Annotated in this window: 20 protein-coding genes and 3 tRNA genes; 13 read left to right on the top strand and 10 right to left on the bottom strand. The window is 69.2% G+C overall.

What is annotated here, in order from left to right:
• The 3 genes from EPO51_RS22155 to EPO51_RS22145 form a co-directional block, all read right to left on the bottom strand.
• A partial coding sequence (locus tag EPO51_RS22155; protein WP_293345763.1) for a GTP-binding protein occupies positions 1–120 on the bottom strand: 120 nt, incomplete at its 3' end.
• 42 nt (positions 121–162) lie between these two features.
• Positions 163–236: transfer RNA gene (locus tag EPO51_RS22150), tRNA-Gly, on the bottom strand.
• A 54-nt stretch (positions 237–290) separates the two neighbouring features.
• Positions 291–377: transfer RNA gene (locus EPO51_RS22145), tRNA-Tyr, on the bottom strand.
• A 134-nt stretch (positions 378–511) separates the two neighbouring features.
• On the opposite strand from EPO51_RS22145, the gene rlmB reads away from it, so the two are divergent.
• Together rlmB and EPO51_RS22135 are read left to right on the top strand one after the other, a co-directional pair.
• Positions 512–1,327: a 23S rRNA (guanosine(2251)-2'-O)-methyltransferase RlmB gene (gene rlmB / locus EPO51_RS22140; protein WP_293354729.1), complete on the top strand. Its 816-nt coding sequence runs from the start codon at positions 512–514 to the stop codon at positions 1,325–1,327.
• A gap of 46 nt (positions 1,328–1,373) precedes the next feature.
• A complete protein-coding gene (locus EPO51_RS22135) occupies positions 1,374–2,087 on the top strand; it encodes a TerC family protein (RefSeq protein WP_293354726.1) in 714 nt (237 codons plus the stop codon).
• A 3-nt stretch (positions 2,088–2,090) separates the two neighbouring features.
• Here the strand turns inward: EPO51_RS22135 and metG are convergent, their stop codons facing one another.
• Positions 2,091–3,908: a methionine--tRNA ligase gene (gene metG / locus EPO51_RS22130; RefSeq protein WP_293354723.1), complete on the bottom strand. Its 1,818-nt coding sequence runs from the start codon at positions 3,906–3,908 to the stop codon at positions 2,091–2,093.
• A 181-nt stretch (positions 3,909–4,089) separates the two neighbouring features.
• Here metG and EPO51_RS22125 point away from each other — a divergent pair, with 181 nt between their 5' ends.
• The gene (locus EPO51_RS22125) at positions 4,090–4,575 is read left to right on the top strand and encodes a hypothetical protein (protein ID WP_293354720.1); all 486 of its coding nucleotides are present in this window, start codon (positions 4,090–4,092) and stop codon (positions 4,573–4,575) included.
• A gap of 35 nt (positions 4,576–4,610) precedes the next feature.
• Here EPO51_RS22125 and EPO51_RS22120 read toward each other — a convergent pair whose 3' ends face one another.
• The 3 genes from EPO51_RS22120 to EPO51_RS22110 are packed head-to-tail and all read right to left on the bottom strand — an operon-like array spanning position 4,611 to position 7,222.
• A complete protein-coding gene (locus EPO51_RS22120; protein ID WP_293354717.1) occupies positions 4,611–4,964 on the bottom strand; it encodes a DMT family protein in 354 nt (117 codons plus the stop codon).
• A gap of 45 nt (positions 4,965–5,009) precedes the next feature.
• Complete coding sequence (locus EPO51_RS22115; protein WP_293354714.1) at positions 5,010–6,044, bottom strand: aldo/keto reductase; 1,035 nt, start codon at positions 6,042–6,044, stop codon at positions 5,010–5,012.
• An 11-nt stretch (positions 6,045–6,055) separates the two neighbouring features.
• Entirely contained in the window at positions 6,056–7,222 is a 1,167-nt protein-coding gene (locus tag EPO51_RS22110; RefSeq protein ID WP_293354711.1) for an MFS transporter, read from the bottom strand.
• A gap of 95 nt (positions 7,223–7,317) precedes the next feature.
• Here EPO51_RS22110 and EPO51_RS22105 point away from each other — a divergent pair, with 95 nt between their 5' ends.
• The 5 genes from EPO51_RS22105 to EPO51_RS22085 are packed head-to-tail and all read left to right on the top strand — an operon-like array spanning position 7,318 to position 12,232.
• Positions 7,318–8,262, top strand: coding sequence for a LysR family transcriptional regulator (locus EPO51_RS22105; protein WP_293354708.1), 945 nt, complete (start codon positions 7,318–7,320; stop codon positions 8,260–8,262).
• Positions 8,263–8,290: 28 nt separating this feature from the next.
• A complete protein-coding gene (locus tag EPO51_RS22100) occupies positions 8,291–9,406 on the top strand; it encodes a polyamine ABC transporter substrate-binding protein (protein WP_293354705.1) in 1,116 nt (371 codons plus the stop codon).
• Complete coding sequence (locus EPO51_RS22095) at positions 9,403–10,557, top strand: ABC transporter ATP-binding protein (protein ID WP_363201210.1); 1,155 nt, start codon at positions 9,403–9,405, stop codon at positions 10,555–10,557. Before EPO51_RS22100 ends, EPO51_RS22095 begins: the two co-directional genes overlap by 4 nt.
• On the top strand, positions 10,554–11,438 hold the full coding sequence (locus tag EPO51_RS22090) for an ABC transporter permease subunit (RefSeq protein WP_293354702.1): 885 nt from the start codon (positions 10,554–10,556) through the stop codon (positions 11,436–11,438). The genes EPO51_RS22095 and EPO51_RS22090 overlap by 4 nt, the downstream gene beginning before the upstream one ends.
• Positions 11,435–12,232, top strand: coding sequence for an ABC transporter permease (locus EPO51_RS22085; protein WP_293354699.1), 798 nt, complete (start codon positions 11,435–11,437; stop codon positions 12,230–12,232). The genes EPO51_RS22090 and EPO51_RS22085 overlap by 4 nt, the downstream gene beginning before the upstream one ends.
• A 188-nt stretch (positions 12,233–12,420) precedes the next feature.
• Here EPO51_RS22085 and EPO51_RS22080 read toward each other — a convergent pair whose 3' ends face one another.
• Positions 12,421–13,824 (bottom strand): amidase, encoded by a 1,404-nt coding sequence (locus tag EPO51_RS22080; protein ID WP_293354696.1) that lies wholly within the window; start codon positions 13,822–13,824, stop codon positions 12,421–12,423.
• A 50-nt stretch (positions 13,825–13,874) separates the two neighbouring features.
• A tRNA-Thr gene (locus EPO51_RS22075) sits at positions 13,875–13,950 on the bottom strand.
• A 236-nt stretch (positions 13,951–14,186) separates the two neighbouring features.
• Between EPO51_RS22075 and EPO51_RS22070 the strand changes: the two genes are divergently transcribed.
• From EPO51_RS22070 to EPO51_RS22060, 3 genes are all read left to right on the top strand, one after another.
• Entirely contained in the window at positions 14,187–14,483 is a 297-nt protein-coding gene (locus EPO51_RS22070) for a hypothetical protein (protein ID WP_293354693.1), read from the top strand.
• Between the two features lie 161 nt (positions 14,484–14,644).
• Entirely contained in the window at positions 14,645–15,334 is a 690-nt protein-coding gene (locus EPO51_RS22065; protein WP_293354690.1) for a PEPxxWA-CTERM sorting domain-containing protein, read from the top strand.
• 447 nt (positions 15,335–15,781) lie between these two features.
• A complete protein-coding gene (locus EPO51_RS22060) occupies positions 15,782–16,897 on the top strand; it encodes a phospholipase D-like domain-containing protein (protein WP_293354687.1) in 1,116 nt (371 codons plus the stop codon).
• Between the two features lie 218 nt (positions 16,898–17,115).
• Here the strand turns inward: EPO51_RS22060 and EPO51_RS22055 are convergent, their stop codons facing one another.
• Positions 17,116–17,301: a hypothetical protein gene (locus EPO51_RS22055; protein ID WP_293354684.1), complete on the bottom strand. Its 186-nt coding sequence runs from the start codon at positions 17,299–17,301 to the stop codon at positions 17,116–17,118.
• Positions 17,302–17,426: 125 nt separating this feature from the next.
• Here EPO51_RS22055 and EPO51_RS22050 point away from each other — a divergent pair, with 125 nt between their 5' ends.
• On the top strand, positions 17,427–17,879 hold the full coding sequence (locus EPO51_RS22050; protein WP_293354681.1) for a YaiI/YqxD family protein: 453 nt from the start codon (positions 17,427–17,429) through the stop codon (positions 17,877–17,879).
• Between the two features lie 53 nt (positions 17,880–17,932).
• On the top strand, positions 17,933–18,436 hold the full coding sequence (locus tag EPO51_RS22045) for a c-type cytochrome (RefSeq protein ID WP_293354678.1): 504 nt from the start codon (positions 17,933–17,935) through the stop codon (positions 18,434–18,436).
• Positions 18,437–18,606: the final 170 nt, after the last annotated feature.

Raw genomic sequence — 18,606 nt, 5'->3', positions numbered from 1 at the left:
ACCCGCCTTCGCCAGCGTCATCGTAATCGCCGCCGTCAACGTCGTCTTCCCATGGTCAACGTGACCAATCGTTCCAATGTTGCAGTGCGGCTTGTTGCGTTCGAACTTCTCTTTGGCCATCGGGATCCTGCCGGCGTTGCTTGGTCTAACGGTTCAAGGAGCTGGAGCGGGTAGCGGGAATCGAACCCGCATCCTCAGCTTGGAAGGCTGCTGCACTACCATTGTGCTATACCCGCCAACAGCTTTGCGGGGCCGCCGCAACTCCTCAGTTCAACTTCATTTCCGGCGCGTGGTGGGGGAAGTAGGACTCGAACCTACGAAGCCATTACAGCAGGGGATTTACAGTCCCCCCCCTTTGCCACTCGGGACATTCCCCCAGCGCGCCCGGAGCCCAAATGAGGCCTTTCTAGAAAAGGCTTCCGCCAACGGACGCGAGGGGCTTAAAGCGCCCAACTCTTAGTCCAAAAGCGGCGACCCACCGAGGGGGCCCCAAATCGGAGCGCGTCTTATAGTGGCCTCGCCTACGGAACGCAACGACGCCCGAAAGGGTCGTAAATTCCACCCCAGAGGGGGGCCTCAAGGCCGGTCCGAACGCCGCCCCGCCGGGGTTTCCGACGACTGGATCTGGGGCTGGCACGCGGTGGAGGCGGCCCTGGCCAACCCCAGGCGGGCAACCCCGCTGCGGCTGGTCGCCACCCCCGACAAGGCCAAGCAGCTCGAAGCGCGCTTCGGCCGCAAGAGCGCCGTCGAGATCGAGGTCGCCGACGCCCACCAGATCGGCCTGGGGCTGCCGCAAGGCGCCGTACACCAGGGAATCGCCTTGCGTCCCGCGCCGCTGGAAGACGCCGACCTGGCCGATTTCGAAGCCCGTCCGGGCGCGGTTGTGCTCGTGCTGGACCAGGTGACCGATCCCCAGAACGTGGGCGCGATCCTGCGTTCCGCCGCCGCCTTCGGCGTGGTGGGCATGGTGCTGCAGGACCGCAATGCGCCGAAGCTGACCGGCGCCCTCGCCAAGGCCGCCGCCGGCGCCGTGGAACAGGTGCCGGTCGCGCGCGTGGTGAATCTGTCGCGCGCCATCGACGAACTCTCCAAGGCCGGCTGGCGCACCGTCGGCCTGGCGGGCGAGGCCGAGCGCGGCCTGCATCAGGTGCTGGACGGGACCGCGACCGTCCTCGTGCTGGGCTCCGAGGGCGAAGGCCTGCGCCGACTGGTGGCCGAACATTGCGACGAGCTTGCCAAGATCCCCATGCCAGGCGGATTCGAGAGCCTGAACGTCTCGGCCGCCGCCGCCGTGGCTCTGTACGAAGCTTCCAGGCCCCGAGGCTGACGCCTCGACTGTTGCAGCCAGCCGCCGCCTGACGCATTGAGGCCCGATGATCGAAGAGCTGTTCAGCCCCGGCGCCCTGACCGCCCTTTTCCAAGTCCTGATGATCGACCTGGTCCTCGCCGGCGACAACGCCGTCGCCGTGGGCCTGGCGGCAGGCGGGCTGCCGCCGGCGATGCGGCGCAAGGCGATCTTCTGGGGTCTCGTCGCTGCGGTGATCACCCGCATCGGCTTCGCGCTGATCACCACCCAGCTCCTCGGCATCGTGGGCCTGCTGTTCGCCGGCGGCCTGCTGCTGCTCTGGGTCTGCTGGAAGATGTGGCGCGAACTGCGCGAGCAGGCCGCCCATGATGAGGCTCAGGCCGCCGCGGCCATGGACGACGATCCGGCCACCGAACCCAAGGTCAAGGCCAAGACGTTCAAGGACGCCCTGATCCAGATCCTGGTCGCCGACGTCTCCATGTCGCTGGACAACGTCCTGGCGGTGGCCGGCGCGGCGCGCGAGCACCCCACGATCCTGATCTTCGGCCTGCTGATGTCGATCGCGCTGATGGGCGTGGCCGCGCACGCCATCGCACGCCTGCTGCACAAGTACCGCTGGATCGGCTTCATCGGCCTGGCCATCGTGCTGTACGTCGCCCTGCACATGATGTGGCAGGGCCACCAGGACGTGGTCGAGGACCTGGGCTACACCGCCCGCTACAACGCCGTGATGCCCGACTTCCTCGACATCAAGCCGAAGGTTCCCGCGCCGGCGCACTAGCCTCTAGGCGGTTTCGGCCTCCGGCCCGCCGAAGCGCTCGCGCCATTCGGCGACCTGCTCGTTCTCCACCTTCTTGAACAGCACCTCGGGCGCGCGGATCGTGCGGCCCGGCGGCAGAGCCGACAGCACCCCCTGCCCGTCCAGCGACGGCCAGGTCGCCGGGAACGGCTCGCCAAGCGCCTCGCTGATCTTCTCGCAGGCGAACGGAATGAACGGCTCGGAGACCTTGGCGAAGAGGGCGGCCAGATTCAGGCCATAGCGCACGGCCACCGCCGCCCGGTCGCGGTCGGTCTTGATCGCGGTCCAGGGCGCGGCCTCGGTCAGATACTGGTTGCCCAGGACCCAGAGCTGCCGCAGCGCCGCGGCCGACTTGCGGTACTCGCGGTCCTCCATGAACTCGGTGTACTCGCGCAGCTTGGCCAGGACGTCGGCTTCCAGCTTCTCGTCCAGGGCGCCGGGCGCGCCGCCTTCGGGCACGATTCCCTCGAAGCGCGTCTCGGTGAACTTGCAGATCCGGTTGACGAAGTTGCCCAGCACGTCGGCTAGGTCGGCGTTCACCTGCGCCTGGAACTGCTCCCAGCCGAAGGTGGCGTCCGAGGTTTCCGGCGCATTGGCCATGATCCACCAGCGCCAGTAGTCCGGCGGCAGCAGTTCCAGCGCATGGTCCATGAACACGCCGCGCTTCTGCGACGTGGAGAACTTGCCGCCGTAATAGTCCAGCCAGTTGAATCCCTTGAGTTCGTCGACCAGCTTCCACGGCGCGTTGTTGACGACCGACCAGTGGCCCTTGGCGTCGACCTTCTCGTTGACGCCCATCAGGGTGCAGGGAAAGCCCACGGTGTGGAAGGGCACGTTGTCCTTGCCCATGAACTGGACGTACTTCACGTCCGCCGCCTGCGGCTGGCGCCACCAGCGCTCCCAGTCGGCCTCGGCCGCGGGACCGGTTCCGGCCTCCTGGGCGCGCGCGTCGGCCCACTCCCAGGTCGCGCCGATGTACTCGATGGGCGCGTCGTACCAGACGTAGAACACCTTGCCGGCCAAGCCGTCGATGTCCGGCGTCTGGCCTTCCGGGTTCCGGCCCCACTCGAAGGCGTTGACCGGCACGCCCCACTCCAGGTCGCGGGTGATGCCGCGGTCCTGCAGCCCCTCGTCCAGCCACTTGAGCGCGATGGAGGTCACCAGCAGCGGCCAGTTCCCTCGCTTGCTTTCGATCCAGCTGCGCAGCTTGTCCGAGAACAGGCTCTGGCGGAGGAACAGGTGCTTGGAGCCGCGGATCTCGATGTCCGTCGAGCCCGAGACGGCCGAGCGCGGATGCAGCAGGTCGGCCGGGTCCAGCACCCGCGTGCAGTTCTCGCACTGGTCGCCCCGCGCGCTCTCGTAGCCGCAGTGCGGGCAGGTGCCGATCACGTAGCGGTCGGGCAGAAAGCGCTTGTCGGCGTTGGAATAGACCTGCTGGGTGACCCGCTCCTCGATGAAGCCGGCTTCCCAGAGCTGCTGCGCGAACCTCTGGGTCAGGCGGTGGTTCTGGGGCGAGGACGAGCGGCCGAAATGGTCCCATGACAGGCCGAATTGGCGGCCCAGCCGGTGCTGCACCTCGTGCTGCTCGGCGCAGAAGCTCGCGGGATCCAGGCCGGCCTCGGCGGCGGCCAGTTCGGTCGGCGTCCCGTGCTCGTCGGTGGCGCAGATGTAGAGCGTCTCGCGCCCGCGGGCCCGCTGGAATCGCGCATAGACGTCGGCCGGCAGCATGGAGCCGGCGAGCGTCCCCAGATGCTTGATCCCGTTGATGTACGGCAGGGCCGAGGTGATGAGGATGCGGGACATGGGCCTTGCGGGAGCGTCTGCTTGAGGAACCGGGGCTTATAGGCCGCTCAGGTGGTTCGCCAAAGGGCGGCCTGCAAGAAACGCTCGCCAACCGACGCCATCGGCGCAAACTCAACCCACGGGGCGGAGGCGGCGGCGTTTGAGTCGCCAGAAAAAAGCCGCCCGGATTGGGAGGTTGGAAATGCTGAAAAGCGCGATTCCGTTCGCGGCGGTAGCGGCCTGTTTGCTGCTCAGCGCCTGCAATGAGAAGCCCGCCGAGCCGGCTGCGACGGCGGCGGCCGAGGCGCCGAAGAAATCCCTGGCCCGGCAAGCGCCGCTCTATGCCGGCCAGGAGCAGGTGCTGTCCATCCAGTCCGCTTCCGTCGCACCCGACGCGGGTGGCGGCCTGAACCTCGAAGCCAAGGCCACCACCGACGGTGGCGGCTGGACCCAGGTGGGCTTCCTGCCGCGGATCTATGCGGCGACCCCGCCCGACGGCATCTACGAGGTCGACGTCGTGGCTCAGAAGCCGGCGACGCCCGGGGCGGCGAGCCCGACCCCCGTCGACGTGAAGAGCGCCTGGGACCGCTACAAGGACGGCCGGGTCAAGGGCGTGAAGTTCATCTCCAAGACCAACGAGGTCGTGGCCATGACGCCCGCGGGCGGCGCGGCGCCGGCCGGCAAATAGGGTTCGGCGCCGGGCCGCCTCGCGATCCGGCGCCTTCACAGGGGCCCTTTGAAGACGAAGAAGGCGCCCAGGGCGATGAAGCCGAAGCCCACGGCGTGGTTCAGCGTGAAGCGCTCGCCCAGGTACATCACCGAGAACACCGCGAAGACCGCCAGGGTGATGACCTCCTGCATCGCCTTCAGCTCGGCGGGATCATAGACCTGCCGCCCGATCCGGTTGGCGGGGACCGCCAGCCAGTATTCGAAGAACGCGATCCCCCAGCTCGCCAGGACGATGATCCAGAGCGGTTTGTGCTCGACCTTGAGGTGCCCGTACCAGGCGAAGGTCATGAACACGTTCGACGCCACCAGCATCAGGATCGGGGCGACAGCGGTCCAGGGGGCGGTCATGCGGGCGTCTCCGGAGGTGCGCCCGCATGATTGACGGATTCGGCCTCAGACCGGCGGCGGGCTCAGCCGCCTGAAGCCGCCCTCGCGCCAGTACGGATAATAGGGATAGGGCGGCTCGGCGGCGCTGGCGGCGTCCAGTCGGGCGACCTGCTCCGGCGTCAGCTCCCAGCCCACGGCGCCCAGGTTGTCGCGAAGCTGGGTTTCGTTGCGCGCGCCGATCACCACCGTCGATACGCCGGGCCGGCGCAGCAGCCAGTTGATCGCCACCTGCGGGACCGTGCGGCCGGCCTCGGTGGCGATGGCGTCCAGGACGTCCATCACGCGATAGAGCCGCTCATCGTCGACGGGCGGGCCGAACTGGGCTGTCTGGTGCAGGCGGCTGCCCACCGGCGGCGGGCTGCCGCGCCGGATCTTGCCGGTCAGCCGTCCCCAGCCCAGCGGGCTCCAGACCACCGCGCCGACGCCCTGGTCCAGGCCAAGCGGCATCAGCTCCCACTCGTAGTCGCGGCCGACCAGCGAATAGTAGGCCTGGTGGGCGACGTAGCGCGGCCAGCCATGGCGGTCGGCGGCGGCCAGGGACTTCATGAGCTGCCAGCCCGAGAAGTTCGAGGCGCCGACGTAGCCGACCTTTCCCGAGCGCACGAGGCTGTCCAGCGCCGACAGCACCTCCTCGACCGGCGTCGACGCGTCGAAGGCGTGGAGCTGCAGCAGGTCGATGTGGTCGGTCCCGAGGCGGCGCAGGGCGGCCTCGACGCCCCCGATCAGCCGGCGCCGCGACGTGCCCGCCTCGTCGGGGCCATCCCCCACCGGCAGGCCAAGCTTGGTGGAGATCAGCACCTGGCCGCGCCGGCCGCGGATCGCCTCGCCCAGCACCGTCTCGGAGGCGCCGTTCGAATAGACGTCCGCGGTGTCGAACAGGGTGAGACCGGCGTCCAGGCAGATGTCGACCAGCCGGCGGGCCTCGGCCGCCTGGGTGTCGCCCCAGGCGCTGAACAGCGGCCCCTCGCCGCCGAACGTGCCGGCGCCGAAGCTGAGCACCGGCACCTTCAGGCCCGAGGCGCCGAGACTGCGATATTCCATTGGAGGTCTCCTTAGGCGGCGATAGCGGCGGGCCGGCGTCCGACGGCGAGGCTCGCCGCGGCGACGCCCAGGCCGGCCAGGGTGAGGAAGGCGCCGGTCATCGGCAGGGCTTCCAGACCCGGGCCATGGTCGATCACGTAGCCGCCCAGGCCCGCGCCCAGCGCATTGCCCAGGTTGAAGGCGGCGATGTTCAGGCTGGACGCCAGGCCCTGCCCCGCCCCACCGGCCTGCTCCAGCACCCGGATCTGCAGCGGCGCCACGGTGGCGAAGGCGGTGAGACCCAGCAGGCCGGTGAACACCACCGCCCAGAACTGGCTGTGAACCGCGAAGGTCATCAGGCCCAGGCTGACCGCCAGGGCGGCGACCGTGCCTAGCAGCGCGCCCACAGGCCAGCGGTCGGCCAGCTTGCCGCCCGCGATATTGCCGATGAACAGCCCGCCGCCGAAGACCAGCAGGATCGGCGAGACCGCGGCCTTGGAAAAGCCGGCGAGGTCCACCAGCATCGGTTGGATGTAACTGATCACCGCGAAGACGCTGCCGAAGCCGAAGACGGTGGTCAGCAGGGCCAGCAGCACCTGCGGGCGACGCAGGACCGCCAGTTCTTCCGCGAGCGGCGCCAGGTCTTCTTTCACCTTGTCCCGGGGCACGAAGATCACCAGGGCCGCTAGCGCCAGGCCGCCGATCACCGTCACCGCCAGGAATGTCGAGCGCCAGCCGAACGCCAGGCCGATCCAGGCGCCCAGCGGCACGCCGGCCAGCGTCGCCAGGGTCAGGCCGCTGAACATCAGGGCGATGGCCGAGGCCCGCTTGTCGGGGGCCACGAGCTGGGCGGCCAGGACCGAGCCGACACCGAAGAACGTCCCGTGGGCCAGCGCCGTCACCAGCCGCGCAGCCATCAGGGCCTCGTAGGTGGGGGCCAGGGCGCAGGCCAGGTTGCCGATGGTGAAGATGCCCATCAGCATCAGCAGGGTGGACTTCCGCGGTAGGCGCCGCGTCGCCAGCGTCAGCACCGGAGCGCCGACGAACACGCCCAGGGCGTAGGCGGTGATCAGCATGCCCGCGGCGGGGACCGAGACGCCGAGGTCGCCGGACACCTGCAGCAGCAAGCCCATGATCACGAATTCCGTCACTCCGATCCCGAAGGCCCCGACGGTGAGGGCGTATAGCGCCAGCGGCATTCCGCATCTCCAGCTCTGCTTGCGAACCGTGAGATGGCGTGCGTCGCCGCGTTGAATTAGACAGCGCTCTGGAACATCACTTGTGAGTTCAATTCATGCCCCGCGCTGAAACCAATCGCTCCGGGGAGATGGAGGTCTTCGTCCGGGTCGTGGAATACGGAGGCTTCTCGGCCGCCGCGCGCAGCCTGCGGATGACGCCGTCCGCGGTCAGCAAGCTGATCGGCCGGTTGGAGGAACGCCTGGGCGCGCGGCTGTTCGCCCGCTCCACACGCCGGCTCCAACTGACGTCGGAGGGCGCGGCGTTCCATGAGCGGGCCGTGCGGGTGCTGGCCGACCTGGAGGAGGCGGAGCGGGCGGTGACCTCCGGCGCGCGGCCGCAGGGCCGCGTGCGGGTGAACAGCAACGTGGCCTTCGGCCAGCATCACCTGGTGCCGATCATGCCCGGCTTCCTGGCCGCCCAGCCCGAGATCCTGCTCGACCTGGCGCTGAGCGACGTGGTGATCGACCTGATGGGGGAACGCGCCGACGTGGCCATCCGCACCGGCCCGCTGCAGGGCTCGCAGCTCACCGCGCGCAAGCTGGGCGAGAGCCGGATGGTGGTAGTCGCGTCGCCGGCCTACCTCGCCGCCCAAGGCACGCCGGCGTCCGTCGAGGATCTCGAGCGCCACAACCGCATCGGCTTCAACTTCGCCCGCGCCTTCGAGGAGTGGCCGTTCCGTACCTCCTACGGCGACGCCGCCCTGCCCGCCTGCGGCAACGCCAAGGTCGGCGACGGCGAGACGGCGCGGCGCCTGGCGCTGGAGGGCGTCGGCGTCGCCCGGCTGGCCCTGTGGCACGTGGGCGCCGACATCGCCGCCGGCCGGCTCGTCCCGGTGTTGGAGGACATGAACCCGCGCGACATCCAGGCGGTGCATGCCGTCTATATCGGCGGCAGGGGCGACCTGCCGGCGCGCGTGCGCGCCTTCATCGACTACCTCGTCGAGCACATCGACCTCAGCGCCGCCACGAGGGACTTAACTCCGGCCGCACGCGCCCTATAGTCCCGGCCCAGGTTCGGGAGGGGTTCGGATGCACAGAGTCTTGCGGGGTTTGGCGCTGGCGGCGGCGCTGGTGCTGGCGGCGTGCAGCCCGAAGACAGCGGAGAAGGCCGACGCCAAGGCGAGCGGGACGCTCAGGATCTACAACTGGTCCGACTATATCGACCCCGCCCTGCTGACGCAGTTCACCAAGGAGACCGGGATCAAGGTCACCTATGACACCTTCGATTCCAACGAGGTGCTCGAGACCAAGGTGCTGCAGGGCGGCACGGGCTACGATCTGGTCGTCCCCTCCAACCACAATCTACCCCGCTACATCGCCGCCGGCGCGATCCGGCCGCTGGACAAGGAACAGCTCCCGGGCCTCGATAAGCTCTCGCCCGAGCTGATGGCGCACCTGGCGCCCTTCGATCCCGGCGCGGCCTACGCCGTCCCCTACATGCAGGGCACCATCGGCATCGGCTACAACGCCGACGCCGTCGCCAAGCGCCTGCCCGGCGTGAAGATCGACAGCTGGAGGGTGGTGTTCGACCCGCTGGTGCTGGCCAAGCTCAAGGACTGCGGGGTCTATTTCCTCGATGCTTCGGAGGACATGTACGCCGTCGCGCTCCACTACCTGGGCAAGGACGCCAATTCCAAGAACCCGGCCGACTACGAGGCCGCCACCGCCATGCTGATGCAGGTGCGGCCGTTCGTGCGGAAGTTCCACTCGTCCGAGTACATCGACGCCCTGGCCAACGGCGATATCTGCCTGGCCATCGGCTATTCCGGCGACGTGCTGCAGGCCAAGACGCGCGCCGAGGAAGCCAAGAACGGCGTCAAGGTCGCCTATGCCGTGCCCAAGGAAGGCAGCCAGGTGTGGTTCGACGTCTTCGCGATCCCCAAGGACGCCCCGAACCCTGCGGCCGCGCACAGGTTCATCGCCTTCATGCTGCGGCCCGAGATCATCGCCAAGGCGTCGAACTACACCCAGTACGCCAACGCCAACACGGCGGCGACGCCGCTGGTGGACGAGGCGATCCGCACCGACCCGAACGTCTATCCGACGCCCGAGCTGTCCAAGCGCCTCTTCGTCACCACCACCAAGGACCAGGATCTGCTGCGCGAGGTGAACCGCCAGTGGACCCGGGTGCTGACGGGGCGTTGAACTGTCGGACCCCAAGCCCGCGGCCGCAGATCGGCGGCGTCCGCTCCAGCTTCGCGCCCTGGGAGGACCCGGCGGCGCGCCCGCTGGTGCGCTTCGACGGCGTGTCGAAGGCGTTCGGCGACACGGTCGCTGTGAAGGCCGTCGACCTCTCGATCTACGAGGGGGAGTTCTTCGCCCTGCTGGGCCCCTCCGGCTGCGGCAAGACCACCCTGATGCGGATGCTCGCCGGCTTCGAGAGCCCCGACGCCGGCCGGATCATGCTGGAGGGCCGCGACATACAGGCCGACCCGCCCCATCGGCGGCCGGTCCACATGATGTTCCAGGCCTACGCCCTGTTTCCGCACCTGAATGTCGCCCAGAACATCGGCTTCGGCCTCAGGCGCCAGGGGATGGCGAAGGCCGAGATCGCCGGCCGGGTCGAGGAGATGCTGGCCCTTGTGAAGCTGGAGGGCCTGGGCGGCCGCCGCCCCGACCAGCTCTCGGGCGGCCAGCGCCAGCGCGTGGCCCTGGCCCGCGCGCTCGCCCCGCGCCCCCGCATCCTGCTGCTCGACGAGCCCATGGCCGCTCTCGACAAGAAGCTGCGCGAGGAGACCCAGTTCGAGCTCATGTCCCTGCAGCAGAGCCTGGGCATGACCTTCATGATCGTCACCCACGACCAGGACGAGGCCATGGTGGTCGCCGACCGGATCGCGGTGATGCGCGAGGGGCGGATCGTCCAGGCTGGCCGCCCGGCCGAGATCTACGAGGCGCCGGCCGACCGCTACGTGGCCGGCTTCATCGGCGACGTGAACCTGTTCGAGGGCCGGGTGAGCGCCGCCGAAGGACCGCTGCTGCGGCTGCAGGCCGGCGACGACCGCTTCGACGCCGAGGGCGCCGCGGCGGTGGGCGATCAGGTCTGGCTGGCCGTGCGCCCGGAGAAGATCGCCATCCACCTCGACCCCCCGGCAGACCCGCGCAACCGCCTGGCGGGGAAGATCCTGGACTACGGCTATCTCGGCGACTGGACCACCTATCTGGTCGAGGTGGCGCCGGGCCGTACGATTCGCGCCGCGCGCGCCAACACCACCCGGGCCGTCGACCGCCCCCTGGGCTGCGGCGATCCCGTCTGGCTCACCTTCGCCCCCTCCAGCGCCGTAGTGCTGACCAAATGAAGGGCGGCAAGTCGGGCCTCGCCGCGATCCTGCCGTTCCTGTGGCTGGCGCTGTTCTTCGCCTTCCCCTTCCTGCTGGTGGCCAAGCTGTCCTTCTCGGACACGGCCCTGGCGATGCCGCCCTACGCCCCCCGCATCGACTGGAGCCAGGGGCTGGCGGGCCTGCAGGCCTTCTTCGCGGCCCTGGACGGCGAGACCTATGCGCGGCTGACGAGGGACCGTCTCTACCTCGACGCCTACCTCTCCAGCCTGCGGATCGCCGCGACCGGCACGGGCCTGTTGCTGCTGATCGGCTACCCCCTCGCCTACGGGATCAGCCGCTGCCCGCCGGCGGTGCGCCAGGCGCTGGTGATGGCGGTCATCCTGCCGTTCTGGACCAGCTTCCTGATCCGCATCTACGCCTGGATCGCCATCCTGAAGCCGGCCGGCATCCTGAACGCGGCCCTGGGCGCGCTGGGCTTGCCGCCGGTGGACATCCTGAACACCGAGACGGCCGTCCTGCTGGGTCTGGTCTACGCCTATCTGCCCTTCATGGTGCTGCCGCTTTACGCCGTGCTGGAGAAGCAGGACGAGAGCCTGATCGAGGCAGCGCAGGACCTGGGCGCGACGCCGCTCCAGGCGTTCTGGCGGGTGACCTTCCCGCTCTCCCTGCCCGGCGCGGCGGCGGGCGCCCTACTCTGCTTCATCCCGATGGCGGGCGAGTTCGTGATCCCCGACCTGCTGGGCGGGTCCGAGACCCTGATGCTGGGCCGGGTGATCTGGACCGAGTTCTTCGCCAACCGCGACTGGCCGGCCGCCTCGGCGGTGGCGATCGTGCTGCTGGCCACCCTGGTCGTTCCGATCCTGCTGTTCGAGCGCGAGCAGGGGAAGGTGCTGCGGTGAAGCGAGGCCCGTCCCCCTTCAACATCGCCTCGGTGGTCCTGGGCCTGGCGTTCCTCTACGCGCCCATCGTCATCCTGGTGGTCTATTCGTTCAACGCCAGCCGGCTGGTCACCGTCTGGGGTGGTTTCTCCACCCGCTGGTACGTGGCCCTGTTCCAGGACGCCCAGATGCTGGACGCCGTCTGGGTCACCCTGCGCGTGGGCGTGCTGTCGGCGACCCTCGCTACGGTGCTGGGAACCCTGGCCGCCGTGGCCCTGGTGCGCGGCGGCTTCCGGGGCCGCACGGCGCTGGCGGGCGGCGTCTACGCCACCCTCGTCATGCCCGAGGTGATCCTGGGCCTGTCGCTGCTGCTGCTGTTCGTGGCCGCCGGCCTGCCGCGCGGCTTCTGGACTGTCACCTTGAGCCACTCGACCCTGACGCTCGCCTACGCCACCGTGGTGGTTCAGGCCCGGCTGGCGACCTTCGACCGCAACCTCGAGGAGGCCGCCCAGGACCTCGGCTGTCCGCCGTGGAAGGCGTTCGCGCTCGTCACCCTGCCCGGCATCGCGCCCGCGGTGGCCGCAGCCTGGATGCTGGCCTTCACGCTCTCGCTGGACGACCTGGTGATCGCCAGTTTCACCTCGGGCCCCGGCGCCACCACCCTGCCCATGCGCCTCTACAGCCAGGTGCGGCTGGGCGTGGACCCGAAGATCAATGCGGTTTCGACCCTGCTGATCGGCCTCGTGGCCACTGGCGTCATCGCCGTCTATCTGACGCAGCAGCGTCGGCGTGGCCGCGGGGGACCGGGGAAATAAACGCCGCAGGCGGTCCGGCCAGGGCATTGTGACCCTACGCGCCGCTGTACCGGACCACCTGCAGCCAACGTCCGTCTCGCAGACGTTGGGCCCGGTCGCCCCCCCAGGCACACCGGGCCGCCGGAGGCGTTGCGTCCCGTCTCGGCACGCACCCCCGACTTGCGCCGGGTGCGTTGCAACCTGCGGGCCTAAAGCTCTGGCGTGCGGTCGAACCAGGGCCTGGCCCGCTCCAACTGCCCCGCCAGCCGGAACAGCGTCGCTTCGTCGCCCAGCCGGGCGACGAACTGCAACCCGATGGGCAGGCCGCCCGCGCTCCAGGCCAGCGGCACGGTCATCGCGGGCTGCCCCGTGTTGTTGAAGCCCTGGGTGTTGGGCATGAAGTGGAACAGCCGCTGGCCGATCTGGCGGACGTCCTCCAGCACGTGGCCGATGGGGATGGCCGGCTCGCCCAGGGTCGAGGTGAGCAACACGTCATAGTCGTCGAACAGCCCGGCCACCGCGCGCCCGAACGCGTGCAGCGTCTGGACGCCGCGGACATAGTCCGACGCCGAGACCGCCTGGCCGCGCCGGTAGGTCGTCATGGTCAGGGCCTCGACCTCGCCGTCGGCGATCGGCCGGCCGCGGCGCTCGGCCTCGGCGTCCAGGGTGGCCGCCACGCTGGCGGCGATCACCTGCCCTGCGGCCGCCTGCATGGCGGCGAAGTCGCCGGGGACCTTCACCAGCTCGACCTGGTGGCCCAGGCCCTCACACAGTTTGGCCACGTCGCGCACGGCGGCGGCGCACTCGGAATCCAGCGCGTCGGCCTGCAGCGCCGCGTCGGTGAAGGCGATGCGCAGCCGGCCGGGATCGCGGCCCACCTCCTGGGCGAACGGCCGCTCGGGCGGCGCCAGGAAATAGGGGTCGCCCGGCTGTGGCGCGCAGGCGATGTCCAGCAGGACCGCGCTGTCGCGCACCGACCGCGTCACCGCGTGCTGGATCGAGGCGCCCGCCCAGCCCTCGCCGGCCGGCGCGAACGACACCCGCCCGCGCGACGGCTTCATCCCGAACAGGCCGCAGCACGAGGCCGGGGTACGGATCGAGCCGCCCCCGTCGCTGGCGTGGGCGGCGGGCGTGATCCCGGCCGCCACGGCCGCCGCTGCGCCGCCCGACGATCCGCCCGGCGTGCGGCCCAGGTCCCAGGGGTTGCGGCAGACGCCCAGCAACTCGCCCTCGGTGAATGGCCACAGACCGAATTCCGGCGTGTTGGTCTTGCCGAAGATGTTGAGACCGGCGGCCTTGTAGAGTCGGGTGATCGCGCTGTCGGCGGCCGCCGTCTGGTCGGCGAACACCCGGGAGCCGTTGGAGGTGGCCGTCCCCTCCAGCGCCGCGCCCAGGTCCTTGAGCAGGTAGGGCACGCCCGCCAGCGGCCCGCCGGGCGCCTTGGCGCCCCGCGCGCGGTGGCTGAGGTCCATGGTCACGGCGTTGATCTTCGGATTGACCTCCGCCGACCGCGCCACCGCCACGTCCAGCAGCTCGTCGGGCGTCACCTCGCCCTTGGCCACCAAGGCCGCCAGCCCCACCGCGTCGTGCGACCGGTACTCATCGAAACGCATGGCTTCCCCCTTTTCCGCGGAGCATAGCGCGCGCGCCGCAAGAGAGGGAATGGTGCCGGATGCAGGACTCGAACCCGCGACCTTCGGTTTACAAAACCGCTGCTCTACCAGCTGAGCTAATCCGGCGCTCCGCCTCCACCGAGGGGAGACGGGCGATTTACCGGCGCCCTGGGCCGCCGTCCAGTCGGGAACGGACGGGAAACGTCGGCATCATCGGGAAAGCGGGTCCCGAAATAGCCTCGAACTTTGTTCACCAGACGTTCTAGAAGCCCCGGACTTCGGGACCAATAATGGCCCCATGCTCGCCGCCAACGACAACATCCCTCCCCGCCTCCGCCTCGTCCCTCTGATCGGAACCCTTGATGGCGATGCCGGCGTGTTCGCCAACGGACGAGTCCATGTGCGCTTCGGCCCCGACCAAGCTTCATTTCCGCTGCCACCGACCTTCCCGAACTCAAGGGGGCAGCGCCTGGTGGCCGCTTATCGCGGTCGATCTCCAGGGCGACACGATCCTGGGCAAGGTGCGCGGGATACTGGGGCCCTCGCGGGCCGTGAAGATCGACCGGCAGTCAGGCGAGATCGAGTTGACCTTCATCGGCACGACGTTCAGCGGCGCTTGCGAGAAGGTCGTTGAGGAACCGGGCGTCCGGCAGTTCTGAAGCTCATATCGGGAGAGGCCACTAACCGCTGCGGAGCCAGGCCGCCTAGGGCCAGAGCGTCGCCGAGCATCTTGCCGTTGCGGATCGCCCCATACGTGTGTCGCGTTGACTCTCGCGCTCGAACGGCGACTGGTTAAAGGCAAAGCTTGGGGGACAGTAACATGCGTAAGATTCTGGCGGCCCTAACCGCACTCGCCTTCTTGACGGCCACGCCGGTCGCTGCGGGCGTGTACGTCGATATCGAGTATACCGGCACCGCTACGGGCTACGACGGCGAAGGCTATTGGGGCACGCCGGGCGCATATACCAACGCGACATTCAAGGTCGTCTACAGTTTCTATGAGGACGAGGGACCGGAGCAGGACTACAGCCTCGGTGCTGTGTTCACGCTCAATGGTGTCGACTATTCATTTGAAGGCAGCAGCTCGAGCCAGGATCTCATCGCCTTCGACGCGATCCGCGCCAACCAGCTCAATCCGCAGCGATGCCTCTGTAACGGCTACCTGACCGGCTACCGTCAGGTCTATCTGAGCACCGCGCTTTGGAGCGATCAGCCAGACACTCGCATCGAAGACTTTGCCGCCTCCGGCAGCGCAGCGGCTTTCGGTAACCGCTTGAGCATCTGGGGTTATGAGTACGGAACGGGGCCCGACGCTGGCGCCATTTCGGTGAACTTCAAACTTAATCCGACTGACATCCGGGTCACGACCCATGCGGGCGAACTGAATCAGAGGTGCTGCAAGACGACGCTCAACACCACGGTGCCAGAGCCCACCACCTGGGCGCTTATGATCCTGGGCTTCGGATCGACGGGCGCGATGCTTCGTCGGCGCCGCACCGCCGGAGCCTAGAAGGCAAAATGGCCCCCCGGCGGGAGCCGGGGCCTGAGGCGGTCAAGGCTGCTGGGTATCACGCGTAGGCCCACCGGCCGGATCATCGACCGCGCAGGAATGGCCGCTTCCACCATGGCGCCTGCAGGCGTGCCACCGTGCCGGCGTGGCGTTGGGGCGGGGGTCGGATCTTCCGCTTGCACATCATCCGCCACATCCGGCGCTCGCACTAGAGCCGCAGAGTTCCGTTCGCCTCCCCTTCCGTTGATCTGGCTGGCCGCGCTCAGATAGTTCGGATCACGATCAGGGCGACGAGCTTTGCAGGACGATACAACTCAAATTGAACCCGAACCTGGTTGGCGGCCAGCGTCCGAAGCCCTAGCTAGACCTTATGCATCGCGATCTGAACGAACCCTCAGGCGCCGCTCCGTCCGCCTCCGAGGCGACATAGCGGACGGAGCGCAACCCATGCCCATGGATATCGGCCCCCCGCCAGCCCACGAGGCGCCCAGCCCCGCCGCGGCGCGGCCTGCCACTGAGATCTATTTCGGCGGGCCGGACCAGCCGCCGGGCGCGCTGCGCGACCTGCTGAAGGCGCGGGTGGACGCCGCGCCGCCGGGCAGCGAGATCACCTGGGCCACTTACTATTTCCGCGACCAGGGCCTGGCCGACAGCCTGGTGGCCGCCCAGAAGCGCGGCGTGCGGGTCCGCGTCCGGATCGAGGGCAGCCCCCGGCGGAGCAAGGCGAACGACGCGGTCATCGCCAGCCTCCGCGCGGGCCTGGGCGATGGCCTGCGCCTGCACCGCGCGTGGTTCGGCGCCGCCCACCTGCACGCCAAGGTCTACGCCTTCTCCGGCCCGCAGCCCGAAGTGCTGATCGGCTCGTTCAACCCGTCCGGCGACGCGGTCGACGACCCGAAGCTGATCGCCGACATCGGCGACCAGGACCGGGGCGAGAACCTTCTGGTCGGCTTCCGCGATCCCGACACCACCCGCGCCCTGCGCCGAGCGGCCGAGCGCCTCTGGCACGGCAAGGGCGGCCGCTTCGGCCGCCGCGAGAACCGGCCGGTCAAGCTGGAGGACGCTCGGCTCTACTTTTTCCCGCGCCTGCGGCCCGATGTGGTCGAACGGCGGATCGCCCGGCTGGGCCCTGGCGACAGCGTCCAGGCCGCCATCTCGCACATGGACGACGGCCCCTTCGCCAAGACGCTGGCGGCCGCGGCGGCGCGCGGGGCGGACGTCGACCTCGTGGTCCACGAGACGCGGCGGCGCGTGCCAAGCGGGGTGGTCCGCCAGCTGGACAAGGCCGGCGCCCAAGTCCGCCGGTACTGCGACGCGGAAGGCCTGCCGATGCACGCCAAGTTCGTCATCATCGACGACGGCGGCCACCGCTCCGCCTGGTTCGGCAGCCTCAACTACACGGTGACCTCGCGCTACCTGAACAAGGAGATCCTGGCGCGCAGCACCGACGCCGTCGTCGTCGGCGACCTCGAGGCGCGCTTCAAGACCATCGCCAAGACCGCGGAGGATCAGGCCGCGGCGTGCGGCGCGGGGCGGCGCGTGGCCGCCGGTGGCGATCGCTGAACCGGGGGGGCCGGCCGGCGACGGCGCGGATCGTCGCGAGGTTGTCACATGCGGCGCCTCAAGGGGGCCTCTTTCCGCGCGAGACCTGTCCGACGTCGTTCACCGAACCCGAGACGCTTAGGCTCGATCACATCCCCGCGAACTGGCCGACGGGTTCGGCGGGCGCGATACGCGCGTGCCGGTCCCGCCGGAGATGTACCTGCCCGAGGACTTCTCGCTCAGGTCCAGCGCAGGGCGCGAAAGACGTCGGCGACACGGCGGCGGCGTGGGTCTCGCTCGTCGAAACTCTGCAGTTCGGCGCGGCAGCGGGCCTCCGCGCTCTCGCCGAAGCGCGCCCGCAGGGCCTTTGCCCTGGCCTCGGCCCGTTCGGCGTCGTCCAACGCCCGCATCCAGAAGCTTTCCATGGGGTCACCCCCTTTTCGAAACACCCCCAACACATGGAACTTAACACGCCAAAAGTGGCGCTTGTCCGGCGACGCCGATCAAAGGCGCGTGAGGCGCGCGGCGGAATCCTGTAGTGCCGGGACCGATGCGCATCTTCATCGACGCCGATGCCTGTCCGGTGAAGGACGAGACCTACAAGGTCGCCGCGCGATACGGCCTGAAGACGTTCGTCGTCTCCAACAGCTTCATCCAGATCCCCCAGTCGCCGATGATCGAGCGCCGGATCGTCGACGCCGGGCCCGATGTGGCTGACGATTGGATCGCCGAGCAGACCCAGCCCGGCGACATCGTGGTCACCAACGACATTCCGCTGGCCGACCGGGTGCTGAAGGCAGGCGGCGCGGCCATCGCCCCGAACGGTCGGCCGTTCACGCCGGACTCGATCGGCTCGGCGCTCGCCCAGCGGTCGATCATGGAGCATATCCGCTCGACCGGCGAGATCACCGGAGGCCCCCGCCCGTTCGCCGCCGCCGACCGCTCGCGCTTCCTGCAGGCCCTCGACCAGGCCGTGAACCGGGAACGGCGCAAGCAGCTCTAGACATCCCCCAAGCCGCAGCTAGTTTGCCGCCGATTTCGTAGCCGGAGATTTCCATGCGCCTGGGACCGATCCTCGCCGCCGCCGCTCTCGTCACCCTCGCCGCGGCCTGCAGCAAGCCCCAGGAGAGCGCCTCGCCGCCCGACACCGCCTCGGCCCCGGCTGCGCCCGCCGCGCCCGAGCTCAGCGACGCCGACAAGCAGGCGATCCTGGCGTCGTACCCCGCGCCCTACAACACCGCCGACCTGGCCAACGGCAAGGCGAAGTTCGCGCTCTGCCAGTCCTGCCACACCATCGCCCCCGGCGGCGCCAATATGACCGGCCCCAACCTGCACGGCGTGTTCGGGAAGAAGTCGGCCAGCAATCCGGACTTCAAATATTCCGACGCCTTGAAGAACGCCGGCTGGGTGTGGGACGCAAGCCACCTCGACCAGTGGCTGGAAAAGCCGATGACCTTCCTGCCCGGCACCAAGATGTCCTTCGCGGGGTTGAAGGACGCCAAGGACCGCACCGACCTCATCGGCTACCTGATGGTCGAGACCGGCCACAAGGCGCAGTAGGCAGCTCGCCCGCAGGGCGCAATATTTCGCGCACCGACAACCTTGACGCGCAGAACCACACCCGCCATGTTGCGGGTGTCGATGAAGAGCATCTGTCTGGATCGACACCCCAATCCGAAGGGCGACGCCCCCCGTCGCCGGCCGGGCCCAGGGACCTGACACCCCCCCTT

Origin of the sequence: Phenylobacterium sp., from assembly GCF_004297125.1 — a bacterium.
Classification (GTDB): domain Bacteria; phylum Pseudomonadota; class Alphaproteobacteria; order Caulobacterales; family Caulobacteraceae; genus Phenylobacterium.
Note: the sequence above shows the minus strand (reverse complement) of the source record. Positions and strands in the feature narration are given on the sequence as shown.